This window comes from Haoranjiania flava (assembly GCF_025631005.1).
GTDB classification, from domain to species: Bacteria; Bacteroidota; Bacteroidia; order Chitinophagales; family Chitinophagaceae; genus Haoranjiania; species Haoranjiania flava.
Map to the genome: position 1 here is coordinate 45,517 of NZ_JAOTPL010000004.1, position 25,065 is coordinate 70,581.

21 protein-coding genes and 1 tRNA gene are annotated in these 25,065 nt (G+C 38.7%); 16 read left to right on the forward strand and 6 right to left on the reverse strand.

All coding sequences use genetic code 11. The features are described from left to right. Window positions 1–60: 60 nt before the first annotated feature. Together OD355_RS04010 and OD355_RS04015 are read right to left on the reverse strand one after the other, a co-directional pair. Entirely contained in the window at window positions 61–843 is a 783-nt protein-coding gene (locus tag OD355_RS04010; RefSeq protein ID WP_263037167.1) for a response regulator transcription factor, read from the reverse strand. Continuing rightward, on the reverse strand, window positions 840–3,869 hold the full coding sequence (locus OD355_RS04015) for a ligand-binding sensor domain-containing protein (RefSeq protein WP_263037168.1): 3,030 nt from the start codon (window positions 3,867–3,869) through the stop codon (window positions 840–842). The genes OD355_RS04010 and OD355_RS04015 overlap by 4 nt, the downstream gene beginning before the upstream one ends. 210 nt (window positions 3,870–4,079) lie before the next feature. Here OD355_RS04015 and OD355_RS04020 point away from each other — a divergent pair, with 210 nt between their 5' ends. The 9 genes from OD355_RS04020 (at window position 4,080) to OD355_RS04060 (ending at window position 16,418) form a co-directional block, all read left to right on the forward strand. Next, complete coding sequence (locus OD355_RS04020; RefSeq protein WP_382303456.1) at window positions 4,080–7,094, forward strand: SusC/RagA family TonB-linked outer membrane protein; 3,015 nt, start codon at window positions 4,080–4,082, stop codon at window positions 7,092–7,094. A 51-nt stretch (window positions 7,095–7,145) separates the two neighbouring features. After that, window positions 7,146–8,672, forward strand: a complete 1,527-nt coding sequence (locus tag OD355_RS04025; protein WP_263037169.1) for a RagB/SusD family nutrient uptake outer membrane protein — start codon at window positions 7,146–7,148, stop codon at window positions 8,670–8,672. 7 nt (window positions 8,673–8,679) lie between these two features. Beyond that, complete coding sequence (locus tag OD355_RS04030; protein ID WP_263037170.1) at window positions 8,680–9,849, forward strand: sialidase family protein; 1,170 nt, start codon at window positions 8,680–8,682, stop codon at window positions 9,847–9,849. 2 nt (window positions 9,850–9,851) lie between these two features. Next, the gene (locus OD355_RS04035) at window positions 9,852–10,928 is read left to right on the forward strand and encodes a family 43 glycosylhydrolase (RefSeq protein ID WP_263037171.1); all 1,077 of its coding nucleotides are present in this window, start codon (window positions 9,852–9,854) and stop codon (window positions 10,926–10,928) included. Window positions 10,929–11,047: 119 nt separating this feature from the next. Beyond that, the gene (locus OD355_RS04040; protein WP_263037172.1) at window positions 11,048–12,199 is read left to right on the forward strand and encodes a cellulase family glycosylhydrolase; all 1,152 of its coding nucleotides are present in this window, start codon (window positions 11,048–11,050) and stop codon (window positions 12,197–12,199) included. After that, the gene (locus tag OD355_RS04045) at window positions 12,196–13,137 is read left to right on the forward strand and encodes a glycoside hydrolase family 43 protein (RefSeq protein WP_263037173.1); all 942 of its coding nucleotides are present in this window, start codon (window positions 12,196–12,198) and stop codon (window positions 13,135–13,137) included. Before OD355_RS04040 ends, OD355_RS04045 begins: the two co-directional genes overlap by 4 nt. A 48-nt stretch (window positions 13,138–13,185) precedes the next feature. Next, entirely contained in the window at window positions 13,186–14,220 is a 1,035-nt protein-coding gene (locus OD355_RS04050) for a glycoside hydrolase family 43 protein (RefSeq protein ID WP_263037174.1), read from the forward strand. Window positions 14,221–14,225: 5 nt separating this feature from the next. After that, window positions 14,226–15,188 (forward strand): glycoside hydrolase family 43 protein, encoded by a 963-nt coding sequence (locus OD355_RS04055; RefSeq protein ID WP_263037175.1) that lies wholly within the window; start codon window positions 14,226–14,228, stop codon window positions 15,186–15,188. A 66-nt stretch (window positions 15,189–15,254) separates the two neighbouring features. After that, on the forward strand, window positions 15,255–16,418 hold the full coding sequence (locus tag OD355_RS04060) for an aldose epimerase family protein (RefSeq protein WP_263037176.1): 1,164 nt from the start codon (window positions 15,255–15,257) through the stop codon (window positions 16,416–16,418). 89 nt (window positions 16,419–16,507) lie between these two features. Here OD355_RS04060 and OD355_RS04065 read toward each other — a convergent pair whose 3' ends face one another. The 3 genes from OD355_RS04065 to OD355_RS04075 form a co-directional block, all read right to left on the reverse strand. After that, window positions 16,508–17,215, reverse strand: coding sequence for a hypothetical protein (locus OD355_RS04065; protein WP_263037177.1), 708 nt, complete (start codon window positions 17,213–17,215; stop codon window positions 16,508–16,510). A gap of 171 nt (window positions 17,216–17,386) precedes the next feature. Beyond that, entirely contained in the window at window positions 17,387–17,764 is a 378-nt protein-coding gene (locus tag OD355_RS04070; protein WP_263037178.1) for a hypothetical protein, read from the reverse strand. A gap of 684 nt (window positions 17,765–18,448) precedes the next feature. Continuing rightward, entirely contained in the window at window positions 18,449–18,832 is a 384-nt protein-coding gene (locus OD355_RS04075; protein WP_263037179.1) for an acyl-CoA thioesterase, read from the reverse strand. 80 nt (window positions 18,833–18,912) lie between these two features. Here OD355_RS04075 and OD355_RS04080 point away from each other — a divergent pair, with 80 nt between their 5' ends. Both OD355_RS04080 and OD355_RS04085 read left to right on the forward strand, forming a co-directional pair. Next, complete coding sequence (locus OD355_RS04080; protein ID WP_263037180.1) at window positions 18,913–19,320, forward strand: DUF134 domain-containing protein; 408 nt, start codon at window positions 18,913–18,915, stop codon at window positions 19,318–19,320. Between the two features lie 101 nt (window positions 19,321–19,421). Next, a complete protein-coding gene (locus tag OD355_RS04085) occupies window positions 19,422–19,760 on the forward strand; it encodes a NifB/NifX family molybdenum-iron cluster-binding protein (RefSeq protein ID WP_263037181.1) in 339 nt (112 codons plus the stop codon). 169 nt (window positions 19,761–19,929) lie between these two features. Here the strand turns inward: OD355_RS04085 and OD355_RS04090 are convergent. Continuing rightward, a tRNA-Asp gene (locus OD355_RS04090) sits at window positions 19,930–20,003 on the reverse strand. A 133-nt stretch (window positions 20,004–20,136) separates the two neighbouring features. Between OD355_RS04090 and OD355_RS04095 the strand changes: the two genes are divergently transcribed. From OD355_RS04095 to OD355_RS04115, 5 genes are all read left to right on the forward strand, one after another. After that, on the forward strand, window positions 20,137–21,111 hold the full coding sequence (locus OD355_RS04095) for an acetyl-CoA carboxylase carboxyltransferase subunit alpha (RefSeq protein ID WP_263037182.1): 975 nt from the start codon (window positions 20,137–20,139) through the stop codon (window positions 21,109–21,111). A 13-nt stretch (window positions 21,112–21,124) separates the two neighbouring features. Further along, window positions 21,125–22,006 carry a 4-hydroxy-tetrahydrodipicolinate synthase gene (gene dapA / locus OD355_RS04100; protein WP_263037183.1) on the forward strand — a complete coding sequence of 294 codons (882 nt, stop codon included), beginning with the start codon at window positions 21,125–21,127 and terminating at the stop codon, window positions 22,004–22,006. Between the two features lie 179 nt (window positions 22,007–22,185). Further along, window positions 22,186–22,944 (forward strand): MlaE family ABC transporter permease, encoded by a 759-nt coding sequence (locus OD355_RS04105; protein WP_263037184.1) that lies wholly within the window; start codon window positions 22,186–22,188, stop codon window positions 22,942–22,944. Window positions 22,945–22,956: 12 nt separating this feature from the next. Beyond that, entirely contained in the window at window positions 22,957–23,757 is an 801-nt protein-coding gene (locus OD355_RS04110) for an undecaprenyl-diphosphate phosphatase (protein ID WP_263037185.1), read from the forward strand. Window positions 23,758–23,766: 9 nt separating this feature from the next. Further along, window positions 23,767–25,062 (forward strand): MFS transporter, encoded by a 1,296-nt coding sequence (locus OD355_RS04115; RefSeq protein ID WP_263037186.1) that lies wholly within the window; start codon window positions 23,767–23,769, stop codon window positions 25,060–25,062. The last annotated feature ends 3 nt before the right edge of the window (window positions 25,063–25,065 follow it).

Sequence of the window (25,065 nt, forward strand, 5' to 3'; positions counted from 1 at the left end):
GCCTTGCAGCGAGAAGCAAGGCTTTATCAATGCCGCACTACAAGCTATGTTATGAAATTATCAATTGGCATTCCGGAGCGATCTGATGTATTCGGAAGGCGTCATTTTAAATTGTTTCTGGAAGTTTCTGCCGAACTGTGAAGGCGAGCTGTAACCAACAACGTTGTAAATTTCATTGATTCGCAGGTTGTCCTCAGCTAATAAAACCGCAGCCTGTTTGAGCCTTGTAATGTTGATCATCTCGTTGGGAGTGAGATCCGATATGGATTTAATTTTCCTGTACAAAGTGGGCCGGCTCATATTCATGAAAATAGCAAGCTGATTTACATCAAGGTTTATATCCGAGATGTTTTCTAAAATAATGCGGTTAAGCTCCTCTAAGAATATTTCATCGGATCTGGAATGCGCAATGCTTTTAATATGTGTAAGCGGTGAATTAATAAAATATTCTTTTATTTTATTCCTGTTTTTAAGCAAACTCCCAATTTGTGCACGAAGATATTCGGGAGAAAAAGGTTTTTCTACATAAGCATCTGCGCCGGAATTAAGCCCGCTGATTTTAGATTCCAATGTATTTTTAGCGGTGAGCAATATTACGGGAATATGGCTCATCTCTACATCATTTTTTATTTTTTCACAAAGTTCCATTCCGTCCATTACGGGCATCATGATATCACTGATGATTAAATCAATACAATGCTCTTCCAGCATCTTCAGCGCTTCGCTGCCATTCGTGGCTACCAATACATTATATTCCTCAGCAAGATCGTCAGATAAGAATTCCAGCAGATCTTCATTGTCGTCTATCAGCAAAATGGTGCTGAATGCTCTCGCTTCTGTCATGATTCTTTTTCTTTGTTAATGTGGTCAGGTATTATGAGTTCGAATGTGTTTAAATTTTCCCGTAAATTAATGAAATTTAAGGAACCGTTGTGCAATTCAGCCAATGATCTGGCCAGTGTAAGCCCTATGCCGCTGCCCGTTTCTTTGGTGTTTTTTGTACGGAAAAAAGGTTCAAATATTCTGTCTTTCAACTCAGCGGGAATTTTTTTGCCGTCGTTGCTGACACTTATATAAACTTCATTTTTTTTGTCTGAATGGTTAAGTGAAACAACGATCAGGCTTTCACCGTATTTCAAAGCATTATTCAATAAATTGCTGATGATCTTTATCAGCGCTTCCTGGTCTGCAAAAGCAAATATATCCTTATCCGGGATGTTGCGTTTGAGCATGATATCCTTCTGATCTATGGCATCCTGGTATCTTTCAATTACCGATAATACTATGTCTGTAATGTTGAGTTTAGTAAATGTCAGCGAGAATTTATTGGTCTCTATTTCCCTGAAGTTCAATAATTCGTTGGTAAGAGATAAAAGCCTTTGTGTGTTGCGATCCATGATCACGATATATTTACCCACATCATCCGGGATATTGCGTTTTTTCATTATTTTTTCCAATGGTCCTTTGATCAGGGTCAGCGGTGTACGGATCTCATGCGCTACCTGTGTAAAGAAATCTATTTTTGACTGGTACAGTTCTTTTTCTCTTTGTATATTCAATATGGCCATTTTTTGCAGATTTTTTTCTCTGTAGAAAGTATAAACCAGGTACAGAGAACCCGCTACCAGCAGCGTGTAAATTAAATAGGCAAAGTTTGATTTCCAGAAAGGCGGCAGGATATTGAGTTGCAGGCGTCTTTCATTATTACTCCAAATGCCGTTGCTGTTGGTAGATTTCACTTTGAAATTATAGACGCCTGCAGGAAGATTGGTATAATAAACTCTTCTGTTCTCATCAAGATAAGTCCATTCCTTATCTAGTCCTTCCAGCATATAAGCATACTGAATATTTTCTGATGAGGAAAATTCAAGAGCGGCAAAGTCAATGCTAAAAGTAGATTCATCATGTTTAAGTGTTATATTGTCTGTAAGGATAATAGATTTTTTAAGTTTGGCATTTTCCTCATTCCCGATGCCAACTTCTTTATTGGATATCTGGAAACCTGTAATATACAAAGGAGGATTAAATGTATCAATCATAAAGTTTTCAGGGTTGAATCTTATCATGCCTTTTATGCCGCCGAAATACATATCTCCGTTATCATCCTTAAAAGATGATTTGTAATTGAATTGTTCGTATAAAAGATCGTTATTTCTATTGTAAATTTTTATGCTATTATCAGCCAGGCCAAGGCTGGCAAGGCCTTTAGAAGTGCTTATCCACATCACTTTATTGTTGTCTTCTTTTACTGAATAAATAAGATTAGCCGGTAAACCGCTTCTGGTTGAATATTCTTTAAATACCTTTTTTGCAGGATAATATTTGTACAGGCAGGACTCGGTTGCTATCCAGATATTGCTTTCGCTATCCTGGTAAATATCTGTAATTCTTTTTTCAATAAGTATATCGTCTTTATTGTTCAAAGGAAATCGCACCCTGTTTACAACCTTATTTTCCATATCAATCGTGTACAAGCCATTATTGAAAGTTCCGCTCCAGATCTTGCCTGTACTGTCTACCAGCAAAGAAGAATAAAATATATCGACAGGCATATGCGGTATAATGTCAAAGTTATTATTGTCTTTGTTATATGTGAAAATGGCATTGGTGGTAGCAACTATAATTTTTTTGTTTTTTGTTTTAGCTAATGAGTGTACAAAATTACTTTTCAAATCATTTTTCCCTGGACCATACTGGTAATGCCTGATAATCTTTTCTGAATGCAGATCCATAACGTCGAGCCCCTGATCAAAAGTTCCTATCCATAACTCGTTATCTACCACAACCAGACCGTGAATGTTAGAAGAACTTATACCATTTTTACCTGACCTGTAATGAGTGAACTTATTTGTCTTCGGGTCAAATTTATTAAGTCCGTTATCTTCTGTTCCTATCCATAAATTGCCGTTGTAATCTTTTACTATTTCTCTTACTGCGTTGCCGCTTACAGAGTTTTCTCTTTGTTTCGGAAAGAATTTTTCAAATTTATTATAGGGCTTTGGAAAATAATTTACACCACCGAAATAGGTGCTTGCCCATATACCGCCTTCTTTGTCTTTGATCAGGCCGTATACTGCATTATCGCTAATTGAAAAAGGGTCATTGTAATTTTTTACAAGATTTATATAGTTGTTGGTTTTGGGATATAAAATATAAATACCATTTTCCGTAGCTATCCATATTTCCTCGTCAGATACCTTTAAAAAGTCTCTTATATACAGGTTTTTGCCGTTGGTGCTCTTGGAAATAATATCTGTAGATTTTTTTGTTTTGGTATTAAATGCTTTGGCCCCATGTGCTGTAGTGCCTGCCAGTAAAATGCTGTCGTTGAGCTTATACAGTTTTTCTATCCACATGCCATTGTTGATAATGCCATTGTGGGTCAGATCGTATTGCTCTGCTGAATTGTCTATAAAATTGTATTTGATTAGTTTACTGTTGGTATTACCTATCCATACCGTATGCTTATCAAAACTGCAAAGAGTAGTTAGCGGCGTTTTTAAATCTATTTTGTTTACAACATTATTTTTTATTTTGAACAGGCTAAAGTCGGCGATGAATAAAATATTGTTATCATGCAGGTCTTCGGTTATCGAAAAGATATTTGTATTCACTGTCTCTTTAACGAGGTTAAAGGTTTCTTTGTTTTCGTTATAAGCATACAAACCGTTTTCTGTGCCCACCCATAATATTTTTTTAGAATCTTCGTACAAGTGTCTTATGGAAGAAGTAAGGAAGGGCTCTAAGGCAAAAGTTTTAAATTTTGTACCATCATATCTGTTTACCATATCTTTTGTTCCTATCCATACAAAGCCTTTGGAATCTTGTAGTAAACACATAGCCGTATTGTTGGATAAGCCGTCTTTCATTTCAAAGTGTTTGCAATAATAAGGTTGAGCATACCCGCTATAAAAACTAACGATAAGGTATATGTTGAAGCAATATTTTAAAAATCTGTTCAAGTTAGGTTTTGGTTGAGACAAATTAATCAATAAATGAGACAAAATGTATATTAAATATTTATTAAAAAATAGAAATTTGATTGTTAAATTAAAAAATTAAAAGTTAAAATAAATTTTATGAAGAATTCTACCAAACGTTGGATAATTAAAATAGTTTTTGGTACGTTTTGTTTGACTTGTTGTTCTTTTTCAATTTTTGCGCAAAATAATACTAATAGCTTAAATTATGAAGGTACGGTAACCAATCAAAAAAAAGAACCGCTTCCTGGAGTATCTGTACAAGTGGTAGGCACAAGTAGAGGAACTATCACAGATAATAACGGTAATTTTTCTATACCTGCAAAGTCTGGGAATACTTTGTCTTTTACAATGATTGGGTATGCTACACAAACAGTTACTTTAACAAACAGTAAATCGCTTGCTATACAGCTTACTGAAGAAGAAGCCTTAGATTTAAATGAAGTAGTAGTTGTAGGGTACGGAACACAACAAAAAAGAGATCTAACTGGTGCAGTTTCTGTTGTGAAACCGGAAGAAATAAATAAAAGAAGAGCTACTACAATAGCAGAAGCTTTGCAAGGCTTGTCTTCGGGTATAAAAGTTAGAGGCGGTGGACAGCCGGGTTCTGAGGCACAAATACAAATCAGAGGATTAAAAAATGTATCGGGCACTAATCCTTTATATGTTATTGACGGATTAATTACAACTGCTAACAGAGATTTTAATCCCGATGATATAGCATCTATTCAAATTCTGAAAGATGCATCTGCAGCGGCTATTTATGGTTCAAGAGCAGCTAATGGCGTTATAATAATTACAACCAAAAAAGGAAAAGAAGGGCCAATGAAAATCAGTGTATCTGCCAATACCAGCTTTCAGATAATGCCCAGGTATAAACTTGCAGATACTAAAGAATTTGCCGAACTTAACTATATGGCCTATGACAATGCGGGTAAGCCAAGGCAAAATCTTGATATGAATATAAATACTGATTGGCAGAAAGAAACATATAGAGTAGGCAGAATAAACGATATAAATACAAGCTTTTCAGGAGGTAGCGCCAATGGGTCTTACTATACCTCTGTAGGGTACTTTGGAAATAAAGGTGCAGTGATAGGCACAGCGTTTGACCGTTTCAATGTAAGAGTAAACTCACAGGGCAGTAAAGGTATATTCAGCATTGGTGAGAACATAGCTATAAGCAATGCGAAGAGCGATGAGATGGAAGGAAATCCTATTTTAGATGTGGTAAGACTGTTGCCTACCATTCCGGTATACAATGAAAATAACCCAGGCGGATATGGATACGGAGATGAATCGAAAGCAAGAACATTTGGTACTAATCCGGTTGCGATTTCAAATTTAATAGACAGGACTAATCAAAATTTAAGATTAAAGGGAAACTTGTGGGCAGAGTTAAAATTATTCAAGTTGCTAACCTACAGACTCAACTTGGGCTACGAAACTAGCCGGGATCATTATAAATTTTTTAGAAAACCCGGAAACTGGACCCTCAATCAGGATTATGAACCTTCTATAGCTAATGAAAACAGAGCAGAGTCTGAAAACAAACTGATAGAAAACACATTGACATTTAAAAATACATTCGATAAGCACAATGTGACACTTATTGGCGGTCAATCTTACCAGCGTTCTACCTATGCACGAATATGGGGACAAAAAAGAAATCTTCCTACATCACTAGGAAAGTATTTCGATGTTTTAGATCAGGGAAATGATGCTTCCTTAGGAGGATGGAGAGACAGATCTGATTTATTGTCTTACTTCGGAAGGTTGGAGTACGACTATAATAATAAATATTTGATAAATGTAGTTTTTCGTGCAGACGGCTCTTCTAAGCTATCGCTTCAAAACAAATGGGGATATTATCCATCAGTATCTGCTGCATGGAGAGTCAGCAATGAGGCATTTTTCAATTCTGCCGTCATCAACGACTTTAAAATAAGAGCAAGCTACGGCACTCTGGGAAGTTCTAATATCGGGTCATACGAGTATATGGCATTTGTCAATACATTACCCACCATTGCCATAGGCAGCGATCAGCATTCAGAGCCAACAGGCACTCAGGTAAGATTATCAAATCCTGTTTTAAAATGGGAAACATTAAAACAACAGAACTATGGATTTGATATGGCATTATTAAACAATAAAATTACATTGAATGGCGAATACTTTATTGCTACTACTTACGATGTGCTTTATGCATCTCCTATACTCATGACTACCGGCAATGACGGCGGAAATCCAAGAACCAATGCATTAACATTGAGAAACTCAGGTTTTGAATTTTCAGGTAATTATAGAGAAACCAAAAACGATTGGGGATATAATATAGGATTAAACTTGACCACACTGAGAAATAAAGTCACAGAGCTCGGTTACGGCAGAAAAGAACTATACGTAGGCAATACAATTACGGCACTAAATAATCCGATAGGCATGTGGTATGTATTGAATACCGATGGTATATTTCAAACCACAGAAGAAATAAATAATTATAAAAATTCTAAAGGCATAGTTATACAACCCAATGCCAAACCCGGAGATATCAGGTTTAAAGACAATAATGATGACGGAAAAATAACTAACGAAGATAAAACAATAACCAGTAGTCCCTGGCCAAAACTGGAATTAGGCTTAAACACAGGATTCCAATATAAAAACTTTGATTTTACAATGGATTGGTTCGGTTCATTCGGCTCTACAGTATTTAACGGCCCAAGAAGTGTAATGGACAGGTTTGACGATAACTCCAATTATAGAAAAGGAATACAGCCTTGGACAGAGCAAAACAAAAGCACTACTACACCCCGTGCTATTTATGCATCTACGTTAAACTCAAGAGGCGATATTGACAGGTGGCTGGAAAATGGAAGCTTCTTTAGATTAAAACTATTGAGTCTGTCATATGCTGTACCTCAAACATTATTGAAAAATGTAGGCTTCAGCAATGCCAGAATATCTGTAAGCGCCCAAAATATCATCACATTTACAAAATATACAGGTTTAGATCCAGAATTTAGCAACGGAAGCATTTTTGAGAAAGGTTTTGATTATGGAGCTTTTCCCAATTTGAAACTATATTCTGTAGGAGTTCAATTTGACCTGTAAATAAACAACTCATTACTTATACTCTTTTGAAAAACTAATAAAAATATACCAATGAAAATCAAATATATTATAATGGTTTGCTCTATTGTTACAATCCTCTCCTGTAATAAAGATGTGTTGAATCAGTCTAATCCAAATGCACTTACAGTTGAAGATTTTTGGAAAACCGAAGACGATGCTAAAAGAGGCGTAAATGCCATATATGCCATGTTCTATCAGAATGGTGGATGGAGCAGATGGATGTATTTTAGATTAGACCTTACATCTGATGAAGGATTTAGCAATAGTCCTTGGGTAGAGCTGGCAGACTGGACCAGATTTAATTACATTAATTATAATTTTTGGGAAGGGAACAATTGGACATGGAGAGACACATATAAGGCTGTATTCAGATGTAATCAGGTTTTAGAGAATGTTCCTGCTATAGAATTTAAAGATGCAGGCTTGAAATCAAAAATTTTAGCGCAGGCAAAGTTTATGAGAGCTTTCTATTATTATTATGCAGCTCTCTTGTGGGAAAATGTACCTTTGGTATTAAGTGTTCCGACAGATCCCGGTGTTCAACATACCCAAAATACACTTGCCGAGGTTTGGGTACAAGTTGAAAAAGATTTAAGGGAGTCTCTTGCAGATTTACCAGAACAATGGGATGCGGCCAATACAGGAAGACCCACAAAAGGCGCTGTATATGGTATGTTAGCAAGATGCCTCATGCAACAGCATAAATGGAGCGAAGCCAAAGCAGCGTTAGATTATTTCTTTACAGGTAATGGAAAGAACTTATACGGGCTGGTAGATTTTAAAGACAATTTTAGAGCTGATAATGAAAACAATAAAGAATCTGTTTTTGAAATTCAATTTTCAAACGCTAATAAAGGTGGCGATGGCGATGAAGTTAATAATAATATGGGTAGCAACCGAGCACAGTTTTTCGCACCACGTGGTATTGGTTGGTCCGATGGACAGGCAAGATATTGGCTAGTAGAAGAATTTAAAAAAGAAAAAACTACAGACAATAAAATAGACCCGAGACTACAGTACTCTTTATTCTACAAAGAATCCTTAGAAGATTTTGGCGTAAAAACCTATGGAAGAAACTGGGAGTGGGGTGATAAAGAAGCATGGTTCAAAAAATACTCCAGAGATTATTATAGAAATAATGAAGACTATTATTCTGAAGTAAATAATAGAATTTTAAGATATGCGGATATATTGCTTATGTATGCCGAAACACTTAATGAGCTCAACCAAACAGGCGATGCATACCAATATGTAAACATGGTAAGAAATAGGTCTAACCTTAGAAATCTGGCAGAAGCATACCCTGCAATATCAAACAATAAAGATGCTTTTAGAGATAGGTTAAAAATAGAAAGAGCTCTTGAACTTTGTGGCGAAAGTGTACGATGGGCAGACTTGAAAAGGTGGGGAGATTTAAATTCTCAAGCAAGTGTTGATAAAGTAAAGCTGCGTGACCCTGACTTTGATAATTTTATTATAAACAAACATATAAGACTACCTATACCTCAAATAGAAGTTTTAAACAATCCGAATTTAGAGCAAAATCCTAATTATTAAATTTGTAATGAAATATTTATATGTACTATACATGGTACTGGTCTCGGTTGGATGTGGTAAGTATGTTAGCCAGAAATCACCTGTTGAAAATTCCAGCCATTTGCTTCCCGAAATAGAATGGCTGGAAACCTCCCGTAAGCAATTAATGAATAGCAGTTTTTCTCAGGGTTATTATTCTTATCCGCGCATGATACAGTTGTCTAACAACGATTTAATGTATGTATATGAATGCAATGGAAATGTGTATATGAATAGCAGCAACGACCTGGGCGAAACCTGGCAGAACGACCAATTGATTGCCCAGCGTAGAGATAATATAAATGCAACAGTACCGGAAATTATAGCACTTAAAAACGGCGAAATAATAATTGCCTATAATTTGCGCCCCGCACAAAACAGCAATAATGGATATGATCCGGCCAAACAATTCTCCATTGCTATAAAAAAAAGTAGTGATAAAGGCAAAAACTGGTCTGAAGAAAGAATACTTTACAAAGGCGGGTATCATTTTGAAAACGGATGCTGGGAGCCGGCAATGGTACAGCTTCCCGATAATAGTCTTTATTTGTTTTTTTCCAATGAAGCCATTTATACGGAAAGCAACGAACAAAATATATCGGTACTAAAATCATCAGACAATGGCAATACCTGGAGCAGCACGCCGGGTATCATAAGCTTTGCAAAAAACGCAAGAGACGGCATGCCTGTGCCGATCATAGACAATAGCGGTAAGTTGATCTTTTCGATTGAGGATAACTCCGATGGCGGTGAATTTAAGCCATCTGTACTCACGACAGGTTTACCCTGGACAGGAGAAATAATAAATGAGCATAGCCAAAAAAGAAAAAAGCTGCTAAGAAATATTTTTTCAAAAGAGGTATATGCAGGAGCGCCTTTCCTGCGCCAGTTAAATACCGGAGAATTTTTTTTGTCTTTCCAGACAACGTATAAAAGAACCCATAAATGGAACTTGTCTACTTTTTATATGGTATCTTTCGATAAAGAATTTAATAAATTCAGGATACTCGATCCGCCTTTTCGCATTCCCAACGACAAAGCAGCACTGTGGAATTCATTCGTAATATTAAATGACAATAAAACCATTATTGCCCTTACAGCTACCAATGCATTTAATGATTATAATGCAATTTGGATGATAAAAGGAAAAATAAAATAATTATGAAGTATTATCTAAGTCAAATCTTATTACTAACTACTATTCTGCTCAGTTGTGGCAAGGGCGTTAGTTCTAAAGCCAAAGACACTATTCCCAATAATCCTAATCCGGTCGAATTACAATATCGAAATCCGGTCTTTAAACCAATACTGGCAGATCCCACCATTATAAAAGATCCTAACTCAGACTACTTTTATGCATATGGCACTGAAGATTATTGGAGTATGGATGGCAAAAACCACTTAGTTGCGATCATTAAATCAAAAGACTTAATTAATTGGAAATATATTGGTGATGCTTTTACTCAGAAACCGGGTTGGAAGGCTGCGGGAGGTATTTGGGCGCCTGATATTCAGTTTATTAATGGTAAGTTTCATTTATATTATTCATATTCTGTATGGGCAGATCCAAATCCTGGTGTTGGTTTAGCAATAGCGTCAAATCCTGAAGGACCTTTTGAAGATCAGGGAAAAATGTTTTTTTCCGACGAATTGGGCGCAAAGAATTGTATAGATCCATTTTATTTTGAAGAAAGCGGAAAGAAATATTTATTTGTTGGTAGTTATAGTAATGAACCAGGAAATGGTACTTTTGGTGTACAGCTTTCTGATGATGCAAAATCAGTTCCCGACGTTTCAAAAAAGTTCAAAATAGCAGCCGGTGATTTTGAAGCTACCGTGATCCATAATCGAGGAGATTATTATTATTTTTTTGGATCAAAAAATAATTGTTGCAATGGTGCGAACAGCACTTATCAAATAAGAGTAGCAAGGGCTAAACAGCTTATCGGGCCATATCTTGACAAAAATGGGAATGATATTATTCATGCAGGTAATGGATCTTTAGTTTTACAGAGGAATACTTCTTTTGCTGGACCTGGACACAATACAAAACTTATAACAGATAAAGATGGTTCAGACTGGATACTATATCATGCTATGGACGTAAAAAATGCTTTGATAGGAACTGTAAATCAAAGAGCATTAATGCTAGATAAAGTGCATTGGAGCCCAGATGGGTGGCCTACCGTAAATGACGGATTTCCTTCTTCTTCCTCGGTTATAAAACCTCATTTTTAAGCACGATTCTTTAAAAGTAAACATATGAAGCATTAAAAGAGAGAAGTAATACTTCAATATGTTCTTTAAGACCTTATAGGTAGCAAACTCGTAAACCTCACATTTAAATAAAAACGATTATGCAAAAAACGTATTTCCATTTTCTATGGGTATTCATGCTTTTATTAAGCGCTTCGTGCAATACTGCAACACATACAGATCAGGTAAAAGACTCTACAGCTCCGAGGCAGGTGTGGACAAGCGAAAAAGCCAATGAGTGGTATGCTTCTCAACCCTGGTATGTAGGCGCTAACTTCCTGCCCAGCACTGCGATCAACCAGCTGGAAATGTGGCAGGCCGATACTTTTGATACGGCAACGATTGACAAAGAACTGGGATATGCAGAAAGCATCGGCATGAATATGATGCGGGTATATTTACATGACCTTGTTTTCCAGAATGATTCTGCAGGTTTTTTTAATCGCATGGATCAATTTCTTCAGCTTGCACAGAAACACAATATAAAGATTATGTTCACCATATTCGATTCTTGTTGGGACCCTTTCCCTGTGGCCGGAAAACAACGGGCGCCTAAGCCTTTTGTGCATAATTCTGGTTGGGTGCAAAGCCCGGGACAAAACATCCTGAAAGATTCTACAAAATATCCGCAACTGGAAAGATATGTAAAAGCCGTTGTGGGAAAATTTGCCAATGACAACAGGGTTGCTGTATGGGACGTGTGGAATGAGCCTGATAATATGACCGGGCCCTCTTACGAAAAAGTAGAGATTGCTAATAAAGCAGACCTGGTATTGCCACTTTTAAAAAAGACTTTTGAATGGGCACGATCCGCTAATCCTTCACAACCCTTAACTTCCGGGCTTTGGGCCGGCAACTGGGAAAGCGACAGTACATTGAAACCAATAGAAAAATTGCAGGTAGAGGAGTCAGACGTACTATCATTTCACAATTACGATAAGCCCCAAGATTTTCAAAAAAGGATAGAACAGTTGATGCGTTACAATAAGCCACTGTTCTGTACCGAATATATGGCAAGGCCCAACGGTAGTACATTCCAGGGATTTCTGCCTGTTGCTAAAAAGTACAAAGTTGCTATGATCAATTGGGGATTTGTTGATGGTAAATCTCAAACTATTTATCCATGGGATAGCTGGACAAAGCAGTACACTGCAGAGCCGCCATTGTGGTTTCACGATATTTTCAGAAAAGACGGCACACCTTATAAACAGGAAGAAGTTGATTTTATTAAACAAATGACCGGCAAATCATGATGAATATAAAAGTATTAAAATTTATACTCATCAGCCTTATTTTTTGTAGCTGCAAAAGCCGGCAACCACAAAACGGTACAATTATTTCCCTCGCTGATCCTACCATATTCGCAGACAAAGGAATTTATTATCTTTATGGTACTGCAGAGCCTGACGGGTTCCGGGTGTATACTTCGCGCGATAAACTCAATTGGAAGAAAGAAAGCTACGTATTGAGAAAAGGTACAGCATACGGCACACACGGTTTCTGGGCGCCGCAGGTATTTTCATACAATAGTTTATACTACATGGCTTACACGGCCAATGAAAATATTGCTATTGCTTCGGCTCAAAAGCCTACAGGAAATTTTACCAACAAAAATAAACCGCTGCCTGCTCCGTTGAAACAGATTGATCCTTTTGTTTTTTTTGACGGGGGAAAAATATATCTTTATCACGTGCGGCTCAATAATGGCAACAGGATCTATGTAGCAGAACTCAATGCTGATCTTTCTTCCATAAAAGAAGAAACTTTACGTGAATGTATAGCAGCAGAAGACGGATGGGAAAATACGCAACAGGTGGCATGGCCTGTAGCGGAAGGCCCTACGGTTTTTAAACATGAAAATCTGTATTACCTTGTCTACAGCGCCAACGATTTTCGCAATCCTGATTACGCAGTAGGTTATGCTGTGAGCGCATCTCCGGTTGGGCCATGGAAAAAGTATGAAGGCAATCCTGTCATTTCAAAATCAATAGTAGGCATTAACGGAACCGGCCATGGCGATATACTGTTTGAGCGGAATAAAATGCAATATGTGTTTCATACACATGCATCCAATGAAAAAGTCGGCAATAGAAAAACAGCCATCATCGATCTTGCATTCAGAAATGTGCATGGTAAGAAAATCCTTAAGGCAGATAAAAAATCATTCAGGTTTTTAAGAGCCACAGATTAGTTTCTGCCTGACACAAAAAATAATTCATCAAAAAAAATAAAGTATAGAATGAGATTTAGGATTGCCTTGTTTTTTTTACTTGGCTTAGCAGCATGTACTGCACCGCATACTTCACAGCGTGTAACAAAGACCTTCACAAATCCTTTGTTGCCTTCCGGCGCAGATCCTTACAGCATTTACAAAGATGGGTATTATTATTATACACATACCACCGGCACAAACCTTACCATCTGGAAGGCAAAAAATTTGTCAGACTTAAAAACTGCTGAAAAGAAAGTTGTATGGACACCGCCTCCGTCTACAATGTATTCCAAACAAATCTGGGCGCCTGAAATACATTTTATTGATGGCAAATGGTACATGTATTTTGCGGCAGATGACGGCAACAACGTTAATCACAGAATGTATGTAGTGCAGAATAGTGAAGCCGACCCGCTGAAGGGCACGTGGATATTGAAAGGGAAAGTTGCAGACGCGTCTGATAAATGGGCGATTGACGGGAACCTTATTCAGCACAAAGGAGTCTGGTATATTGCCTGGTCCGGTTGGGAAGGTGATGTGAACGGTATGCAAAATATTTACATTGCTAAAATGGAAAATCCATGGACTATCAGCGGAGAACGTGTAAAGATCAGCAGCCCGGACTTGCCCTGGGAAAGAAATGGCAGGCTTGGAGACGCTTATGTGTATGTCAATGAAGGCCCGCAATTCCTGCCTTATAAAAATAAATTGCATATAGTTTATTCGGCCAACGGTTGCTGGACAGATGATTATTCTTTGGGTTTGCTCACCGCAGATGCCAACGCAGATCTGCTTGATCCTGCAAGTTGGAAAAAACACCCGAAACCTTTGTTTGTAAAATCTCCTGAAAATGGTGTGCACGCACCGGGGCACAATTCTTTTTTTAAGTCCCCGGATGGCAGGGAAGACTGGATACTGTACCACGCCAACGATAAGCCGGGCCAGGGTTGTGGCGGACATCGTTCTCCGCGCGCACAAAGATTTAACTGGAACAGGGACGGTACGCCGAATTTCGGTAAGCCAATAAGGCCAGGCGTTCAGCTTCAGTCACCTTCAACATAAAATATATGTACAGATATTTCTTTACGGTTTTGTTCCTTATTTTTTCTCAATACACTTTTGCCCAGTCAGATGCTGTTATCAAAAGTGATTTTCCTGATCCTACAGTCATTATTGCTGATGGCAAATATTATGCTTATGCAACAAATAGCAGTTATAACGGCAAGCCTGTAAATATACAGGTAGCAGTTTCCGATGATTTGAAAGCCTGGAAAATTATTGGAGATGCGTTGCCGCAAAAGCCTTCTTGGGGATACAAAGATTTCTGGGCGCCGCATGTTTTGTATGATTCGTATTTAAAAAAATATGTTTTATTTTATTCTGCAGAAACAGTTGCTGAAGAAGAAGGAAAAGCGCTCGGTATAGCTTTTTCAGATAAGCCGCAAGGGCCTTTTGTTGATAAAGGAACGCCTCTTTTAGCCGGGCCAGGTTTCAGAGAAATAGACCCTTTCGCGATCACAGACCGTTTTGGAAAAAATTATCTGGTCTGGGGATCTGATTTTCAACCATTGAAAATCCAGGAGATGAACAAAAGCTGGACTGCGTTTCAGAAAGGCTCATCACCAACGCCATTGATTTTTCCCGGCAGAGAAAAAGAGTATACGAATTTACTGGAAGGCGCATGGATAGACTATCACAAGGGATATTATTATTTATATTATTCTGGGGATAATTGTTGTGGAAAAGATGCCCGTTATGCAGTCCTTGTGGCAAGGGCTAAAAAGCTTACAGGGCCGTATACAACACTGGGAGAATATTATAAAACCGGTAAAAGTGTTGTTTTAGAGAAGAATGCCAACATAATTGCTCCCGGGCATAATTCTGTGATCAAAGACAAAGCCGGCAGAAAATGGATAGCATATCATGCAATCCCGCAATCGGCTTTTAATAACAAAAGCTATGGCAGGCATTTTTACCTGAGCAAAATTATTTATAGAAACGGATGGCCTGTAGTATTGTTGGAAAAATAAAATGGTCATCTGTTTATAATAACTGTGATATCATGTATATTTAAAATCAAAATCAAAATCACACATATGCAACATCTGTTAAAAATCATGTTTTGCTCTGCTGTCTTTGCAGGCACTGTATCTTGCGCGGGAAACGAAGCGCAAAAAAACAATGAAAACAATGATACTGTTTCTGTTGATACAGCCAAATTTTCCACAACCATTGACGGAAAGCAAACACATCTTTACACGCTCAAAAATAATAACGGGATGCGTTTGGATATTACTAACTACGGCGGACGTTTTGTAAGGTTGCTGGTTCCGGATAAAAACGGAAAATTTGTAGATGTAAATCTCGGTATGGAAAGTGTAGATGCCTATGTAAACTCCGCAGAGCCGTATTTCGGCGCTACAATTGGAAGATACGGCAATAGAATTGCCAAAGGCAAATTTACACTCGATGGCAAAGAGTATTCGCTGTTCTTAAATAACGGTCCCAACACGTTGCATGGCGGTAAAAAAGGATTCCAGGCAGTTGTATGGGATGCCGTTCAGCCAAACGACAGTACCTTAGAACTTAGTTATACCAGCCCTGATATGGAAGAAGGATATCCTGGCGAGCTGAAAGTAAAAGTGGTATATAGCCTTACCGCAGACAATGCGGTAAAAATGGAATACAAAGCGCAAACAAATAAGAACACAGTAGTAAATCTTACCAATCATGCTTTCTTTAATTTAAATGGTGTAGGTTCGGGCGATATATTGCAACATACGCTGCAGTTGTATGCCAATGAATATACACCCGTTGATTCCACCTTGATACCAACCGGCAAATTAGCATCTGTTTCAAATACACCATTCGATTTCTTAAAGCCCACCACAATTGGTGCCAGAATAAATGATGAACATGAACAGCTGAAAAACGGTAAAGGTTACGACCACAATTTTGTACTCAACGGTACAAAAGGAGCCTATGGATTAACGCATGCAGCCACTGTAACAGGCGACAAGTCAGGCATTACAATGGATGTGTATACACAGGAACCCGGCATACAATTTTACAGCGGTAACTTTATGCAGAGTAAGAATGTAATGTTGGGCGGCTACAAAGATGATCTGCGTACATCTTTTGCTTTAGAGACACAACATTTTCCTGATTCTCCCAACCAACCTTCATTCCCTTCAACCGTATTAAAGCCGGGAGATACCTATCACACCATTTCTTATTATAAATTTTCTGTGAAGAAGTGATGTGGTTTTAGAAGATGTTTTTTACGAATAAAAATAATTGCCCTGCCATTTTGCGGGGCTTTTTTATATATTGCCTTTGCTTGTTACCATCAACCGCCATGCTGCCAGCAATAGCCTCCCCCGATCACACGTCTCCTACACGCTCCGCCTTTTTTGGTTGGAGCCCCACAATATCCTGAACTATTACTTTTCCGGTAACTTGTTTGTGCTTTGTAGGTTTTTGCAATTGAAGTCTTTGAAGATGTTTTTTTGGCTGACTTATTTGATAGAGTTTTACTTACTAATGCTTGGGTTATTATTGTCTTAGTAGGTGATTTTGTTGTGGTTTTATATTTGTATTTAAGTTTTTCTATTTCTTTAAAAACTCTGTCTGTGGAGTCAAACATTGCAAGAGTATTTAGTTGCTCTTTTATACTGTCCTGTTGCGTCTGGCGGATGACAACAAGTTGTCCGGAATTATCTTGAAGCTTAAAATCTACCGGTATTCCAGCTCCTAAAGCAAATTTTCTAACTTTAGTTAAGTTTTTAGATTTATTGTAAATTGTATCGGCAGCCTTAAGCACTGCATTAAGATTTGCAGTATATGTTTTGTATGCTTCATAATAGGCACTTTCATCATTTGCAGCCGATATAATAATTGTATCATTTTCTGTTGAAGTATAGTTGGCTGATAGTACCGGCCGGCTTCTCTTTTCAATGATTGCCATGTACTGCCTGGCATTTTGTGAATTTTCCTCATGAATTCCAGTACATGCTAAAACAAAAAATACGCAGGCAAAAAATAAATATTTTGTCATACCAAGAATAGTTTACAATATTATTAATTCTACACGATATTCAAATATATCTTAATAAACCTGCATTAGAAAACTTTTTAATGTATAAATTTATTTATTGGCATGACTTCCACTAAGAGAAAGTTTTTCTTTCCATGATTGTGAGTGGTTATTTTATGGTTTAGCAAAAGATTACTGGAACTTTAAATAGTTCAATTCAATGTTGGTATTTACCGCATCAGCTTGGTCTGAAATTATTAGAATACGGCCACCGAATTTTACGTTTCTGGCTTTTCCTTCCGTCATCTGGAAAGTAGCAGGCATGTTACAAACTACCATAGGCAAATGACCGGAAGACTCGATGACAAACTTGTATCCTGATAAAGAAACATTTTTAATATTATCTGTATACCTAAGCAACCCGTTTAAGTGGTTAACAACTTCCACTTGAGAAGCTGAAAAGCTACAGCCATCAGAGAATATTAAATCGGAACTGTCATTCTCCTTTTTACAGGAAAGTAACACGGCTAAAATGACCATGCCCCAAAACATATTGATCTTGAACGCCATAATATTTTACATTTTAATTAGGTTAAGCAGAAGATAATTAAGTAGCAGCACTTTCTACAGCATCGCATCGACAATCAAATTTAGCATAGTTTGGCATAATTCCAAAAATTATCCTTTACGCTAATAAATGGAAGAACGACCTGTATATACTTTTAAACACTATAAAGATATTTGCCTTCAAATAGATTTCCTCCCAGGCGCCAAGCCAGACATATGACGCATTTCTATTCTCCAGGATTGCGCACAGTGAACCCCGGAATTGTCCGCATCAAACACGTCCTTCGAGGCCTGCAGCGAATTTGCCTACAGTTTGTGCGGCATAAGGCACGCCTTTGGAAGGTGGTTAGGCCGTCATTGCTCACACACCGAATAGCGCCGGATTTTAATTTTTATAACTGATACATCAGCAGGAGGTTTTTTGTACCGCTTTGTGCGTACCATCTCAGCTTAAAAAAGCGCAAAACTAATCAGTAACATTCATGCCTTTAAAAACTCTGTCTGTGGAGTCAAACATTACTGTCCTGTTGCGTCTGCCGGATAAGAATAGAGCTGTAGCTGCACACAGGGAGTTTTCCAGCAGGATTTTTCAATGATAACTGTAGCAGGCTTTTAATCTACCCGTGGTATTTATAGTTTACATTCTTGTATTGGGTTTTAATTATCATGAATAGCCCTTTTTTCGAGCTATTCCTTTATCCTAACCCTCTGTGGCCTTCTGTTTTCACCTAAAGCTGCAAACACAAAAATACCTTCCACCGCCTTTATTCCTGATTCGTCAGAGTACATGTCTTCAACAAACATTTCTACCAGTACCTTTAATTTAACGGCACTGACTTCCACAACTTTACCAATCACTTCCACAAAAGAAACCTTGTATGCAGGCTTCTTAAACTGTATCTCTTCAATTTTTACCGTAAACATTTTTTGCCTGGTGTAACGTGTGGCAGTAATATAAGCAACCTCATCCATCCATTTTAAAGCTTCTCCACCAAACAATGTTTCATTTGCATTCCATGTATTAGGAAAAATTGCTTTACTCTGCCTTGTTTCACCATTTGCTGTATTCATTTCATTATATTTTAAGACGAAATTATTAATTTATTTTGAACATATGTTCATTAATTTTACATTTGAAAAAAATATAAGGTATGGGTAGGCGAAAGAAAACACGGGTTATACATATGGCGCCACATATTGCAGGCTTCACACCTTGGGGAGGCAAAAGAAAATCAACAGGACGCGTGATTATATTATTTGAAGAATATGAAGCTATTAATCTTTGTGATTATGAGCTTTTATCACAGGCGGAAGCCGCTGAAGTTATGGGTATTTCGCGACCTACTTTCACGCGCATATACGAAACCTGCAGGAGGAAAATAGCCAGGGCAATGGTTGAAGGATGTGAAATCATTTTTGAGGAGGGCAATACCTACACCGGCAATTGGCATGAATGTAAATCCTGCGGTATTAGTTTTACCATTACTGCTGATGTACGGCCTCAATGCCCGGTTTGTAAAACCGGGTTAACTGATTACATTGATACACACATAGCATAACCATTATAATTGAGCATCTGCTCCAACCGGGAATGAGTATGGTATTTTAAAAGATAGTTTACTCTATGTGGTAACTAAAAAAACCAATAAAAAATATACATATGCAAATAGGTATAGCTACAATAGAAAATCATTTAAGGTCTGATATTGACATGTATTTTGGGAGGGCAAATTGTTTTTGCATATACAACCGTGATGCAGGAAATTATGTATTTATAGAAAACCCGGCGAAAAATGATAAAGCAAACCACGGACTAATAGCTGCGGAAGTTATGATTGCTAACGGGGTGAAAATAGTTGTTGCCGGAAGATTCGGCATCAAGGTATCCGATTTCTTCAGGAAAAATAATATCCAGATGGTTATTCCAAACAAAGATATCACACTGCTCAAGTTTATTAACAAGCTAACCAAAGATCAAACAGGGTTCAATACACCATAAGACACTTTATGGCAGCTGCCGAGTATAAGTAGTGTAAAAATAACTTTATAGTATAATGATAATGGAGCGGTGGTATTTATAGACTTTTCAGCGCAATGGTATTCTACTTATATGTGATTTTCAGCAATATACATAAAACAAAAAACCCATGATAATACATGGGTTTTTGCGGACCGGACGGGACTCGAACCCGCGACCTCCGCCGTGACAGGGCGGCATTCTAACCAACTGAACTACCGATCCTTAAACTTCTGAAACTTGCGTTCTGTCCGTTTGGGAGTGCAAATATGGGATGAAAAAAAATATCCACCAAATTTTTTTACAAAAATATCTTGCCACTCAATTTCTCCTTATCTTTGAAACTTAAAAATTTGATATGCCTGAATATCCAAACAGACAGTTTCTTGATTTCGAACTTCCTATAAAGGAATTGTATGAACAGATCGATCAGACAAAAAAGCTGGCAGAGAAAAATAAAAAAATAGATTATTCTGCGAATATTACACAACTCGAAGAGCTCATCGTTCAGAAGAGAAAAGAGATCACAGACAACCTTACTCCATGGCAGCGTGTACAGTTGAGCCGTCATCCCGACAGGCCTTATACGCTGAAGTATATTTATAAAATGACCACCGATTTCTATGAGCTTTACGGCGACCGCAACTTCAGCGATGATAAAGCAATGGTCGGCGGATTTGCAAACCTGGAGGGCGAGACAGTAATGTTCATCGGCCAGCAGAAAGGCAGCAATACCAAGCAAAGACAAATGCGCAACTTCGGTATGCCCAACCCCGAAGGATATCGAAAGGCCTTGCGCCTTATGAAACTTGCAGAAAAATTCAATAAGCCAATAGTCACGCTTATTGATACGCCGGGCGCTTTCCCCGGTATGGAAGCAGAAGAAAGAGGGCAGGGCGAAGCCATTGCACGCAATATTTACGAGATGTTTACCCTCAAAGTGCCCGTGATCTGCGTGATCATTGGTGAGGGCGCCAGCGGCGGGGCCCTGGGCATTGGCGTGGGCGATAAGGTGTTTATGCTCGAAAACTCCTGGTACACGGTGATATCACCCGAAAACTGCAGCTCCATTTTATGGCGCAGCTGGGACCAGAAAGAAACAGCAGCAGCACAGCTGAAGCTTACATCAGAAGATATGAGCGGGTTTGGCCTGGTAGACGGAGTAGTGCCAGAGCCGATAGGCGGAGCACACTGGAACTATACCGAAGCTGCCGAAATTTTGAAAAAAATATTAATAGACAACATTCGGGAACTAAAAAATATTCCTGCTGAAAAACGCATAGAAGACAGGATCCGCAAATTTGAAAAAATGGGAATATTTACCGAAGCATAAATTTTTAAATAAAATGTCACTTAGAAAAGTTTTAAGAGGTACGGGCGTTGCAGTTGTAACCCCTTTCAATGATAACGGTTCCATCGATTTTGATTCATTGGATAAAGTAATAGATTTCTTGATTGATGGCGGTGTTGATTTCTTAGTAACGCTGGGTACAACCGGTGAGACACCTACCATACAACACGAGGAAAAAATACAGATAATCAATTTCACCTACGATAAGGTGAATGGCAGAGTGCCCGTGGTTGTCGGCGTTGGCGGCAACGACACGCGTGCAGTACTGGAAGACCTTAAAAATTTACCGCTTGATAAAGCTACAGCTATCTTAAGCGTATCGCCTTACTACAGCAAGCCTTCACAGGAAGGAATTTTTCAGCACTACAAACTGGTAGCTGAGCATTCCCCAAAACCTGTATTGTTGTACAACGTTACAGCACGTACAGGCAGAAACCTGGAAGCAGCTACTACCATACGCCTGGCGAATGAAGTGCCCAATATAGGAGGCATTAAAGAAGCCGGCGGTAACTTCAGGCAGATAGCAGAAATTCTCAGAAGCGTGCCGGAAGATTTCCTGGTTACCAGCGGAGATGATGATCTTATCATCGGGCAGATGGCGCTCGGAATGGATGGTGTAATCAGCGTTGCCGGGAACGCATTTCCGGAAGAAATGAGCAGCCTGGTAAACCATTGCCTCAGCAATGACTTTAAAGGAGCTAAACAGGTGAATGACCAAATGATAGATGCCTACGATATGATGTTTGCTGAAAACAACCCTGCCGGCATTAAGGCATTCATGAGCGAGAAAGGGCTGGTGAAAAATAACCTGCGCCTGCCTGTAGTACCCGTGAGTAGTGGATTACACGAGAAAATAAAAGCATTTTTGGCTAAATAAAATATTTTGGCGCCGCTTTCTCTATGTTAAAAAAGCAGCGCCTTATTTTTTCTGTTTACGTTGTTCATTACAGTGAATAATTGTAAACAGTTTTATTTATAAAGCCGGCAACATTTTCTCAAATAATATTTGTAGCGCCTGCGCGCCTTTTTAGAATTAAAATGTAATTTGCATCCGGTTTGAAAGTTTTAAAATCATTCATAAAAACCATTGGGGATTACCTCCTGCTGCTTAAAACGGCTTTTTTTTCAAAGCCGGAGAATTTTAAATTATACCTGAAAGAATTTTTTGATCAGGCAGCTTTCATGGGCATCAATACCATTCCGATTGTACTGGTAGTGTCTATATTTCTCGGAGCAGTAACGGTAGTACAGATCGCTTACCAGCTGGTGAGCCCCCTGGTGCCCTTAACCAGTATATCGCAGGTGGCAAGAGATATCATCCTGCTGGAGCTTTCCCCTACGATCCTTTCGATTATCCTGGCTGGCGTTATCGGCAGTAAAATAGCCTCAGAAATAGGAAATATGCGGGTTTCAGAGCAAATAGATGCTTTAGAGATCATGGGTGTAAACTCTGCATCTTATCTGATTACACCCAAAGTGCTGGCAAGCTTATTCGCTATTCCCATACTGGTTATTTTTTCGATCATTGTAGGTATTATAGGCGGCAGGATTGCAGCAACCATGTCAGGAATTGTTTCGGGCGATATATACGATATGGGTTTGCAGATAGGATTTAAAATGTTTAACGTGTGGTATGCACTTACCAAAGCTTTTACTTTTGCCTTTATCATCAGCACGGCATCGGCTTATTACGGGTATAAAATACAGGGAGGTTCAGGTTCGCTGGAGATTGGCGAAGCTACTACCCGCGCGGTCGTTACCAGCGCCATTCTTATTCTCATTGCCGACTATGTGATAGCTACGGTATTACTTTAATTTAAAATTTTTATGGATTTATTTCAGGCAATTATTTTGGGTATCATTGAGGGGTTGACAGAGTTTTTACCGGTTTCTTCCACGGGGCATTTAATCATCGGCAGCGCATTGTTAGGTCTTGATCCCAATGATCCTTTCGTGCAACTATTTAACGTGTCTATTCAGCTTGGTACTATTTTGTCGGTTGTGGTACTCTACTTCCGCCGCTTTTTCAGGTCCATGAATTTTTATTACAAATTGGCCATCGCCGTGATACCTGCCGTGGTACTCGGCATACTTTTTAATAAGCAGATTGATAAGTTCCTGGGCAGTGTTGCAATTGTAGCTGTAATGCTGGTTGTAGGAGGTATTTTTTTATTGTTCATTGAAAAAATATTTAAAACGCCTGTACACGACGATTCGGACAATATCTCTTACAAGAGCGCTTTCAAGATTGGTATTTGGCAGTGCCTCGCTATGGTGCCCGGCGTCAGCCGCAGCGCAGCCAGCATTATAGGCGGGCTGCAGCAAAAACTTACTAAAAAAGCTGCTGCCGAATTTTCTTTCTTTTTGGCGGTGCCCACCATGTTTGGCGCTACTTCCAAAAAATTGTACGATTATTTTACAGACAGCTCCTTGCAGCTTACCCCGCACGACTGGCAGATGCTTGGCGTAGGCAATGTTGTGGGTTTCATTGTTGCCATTGTTGCCATAAAATCGTTCATAACATTTGTTTCTAAAAATGGCTTCCGCGCATTTGGCGTTTACCGGATCATTGTAGGCATGGTAATACTTGCTTTACTATTGAGTGGACAATCATTGCAAATGATGTAATATTACCGTATGTCTAAAGAATCAAACAGGATTGTCAATGGATGGGCTATGTACGACTGGGCTAACAGCGCATACAATCTGGTAATCACTTCTACAATTTTTCCTGTTTATTATACAGCTATGACCACGAGCAATGTGAGCGGCCACTTTGCAGACAAAGTAAAAGTTTTTGGCATTACTTTTAAAAGCGCTGCTTTGTACAATTACGCACTTGCCGTAGCATACCTGGTAATAGCTTTCCTTTCACCCGTGCTTTCTTCTATTGCAGATTACCGCGGCAACAAAAAGAATTTCCTGAAGTTTTTTACGTATATCGGTGGCGGCGCCTGTGCTATGTTGTTCTTTTTTACGAAAGATACGGTACCGTTTGGTCTTGTGATGTTTATCCTGGGAACTATTGGTTTTTGCGGTGGCCTGGTATTTTACAATGCCTACCTGCCGGAGATCGCGCCGATGCGTGCAAGAGACAAGATCAGCGCCAAGGGATTTGCTTACGGCTATGTGGGCAGCGTTATTCTGCAGTTGATATGCTTTATATTTGTCATAGGCCTGCCTTTCGGTATGGACAGCGGCATGGCATCCCGTATTTCTTTTCTATTGGTAGGCTTATGGTGGATAGGCTTTGCCCAGATACCGTTTCGCCGGTTGCGGCAGTCTACGATACCGAAAGATAAAAATGTAAATGTGCTCACCAAAGGGTTTGCAGAATTAAAAATTGTGTGGAGCCAGGTAAAAAAAATGCCGGTATTGAAAAATTTTCTTGCTGCATTTTTTTGTTACGGCATGGGCGTACAAACCGTGATGCTGGCAGCTACCTTATTTGGCAGCCAGGAAATGCAGCTGTCTACAGATAAACTGATCATCAGTATTCTTACTATTCAATTGGTGGCTATTGCGGGGGCCTTCCTTATGGCGCGGTTGTCTAAAGCTATAGGCAACATTCAAACGCTGATGATTGTTGTATGTGCATGGATAGTGATTTGCATTGGCGCCTATTTTACTGTGACAGAATACCAGTTTTACATACTGGCATTTTCAGTTGGTTTGGTAATGGGCGGTATACAGTCGCTCAGCCGTTCTACTTACTCTAAGATAATGCCTGAAACCCGCGATACTACATCATTCTTCAGCTTCTATGATGTTACTGAAAAAATAGCTATTGTATTAGGCATGTTCAGCTTTGGTTTTATACAGGAGCTTACAGGCACCATGCGCAGCTCTATCATTGCACTGGCTGTTTTCTTCTCGCTGGGCTTTATTTTTTTAGGCCTCACTTTACACAAACAAAAGATAGCAAACAGGTAATTA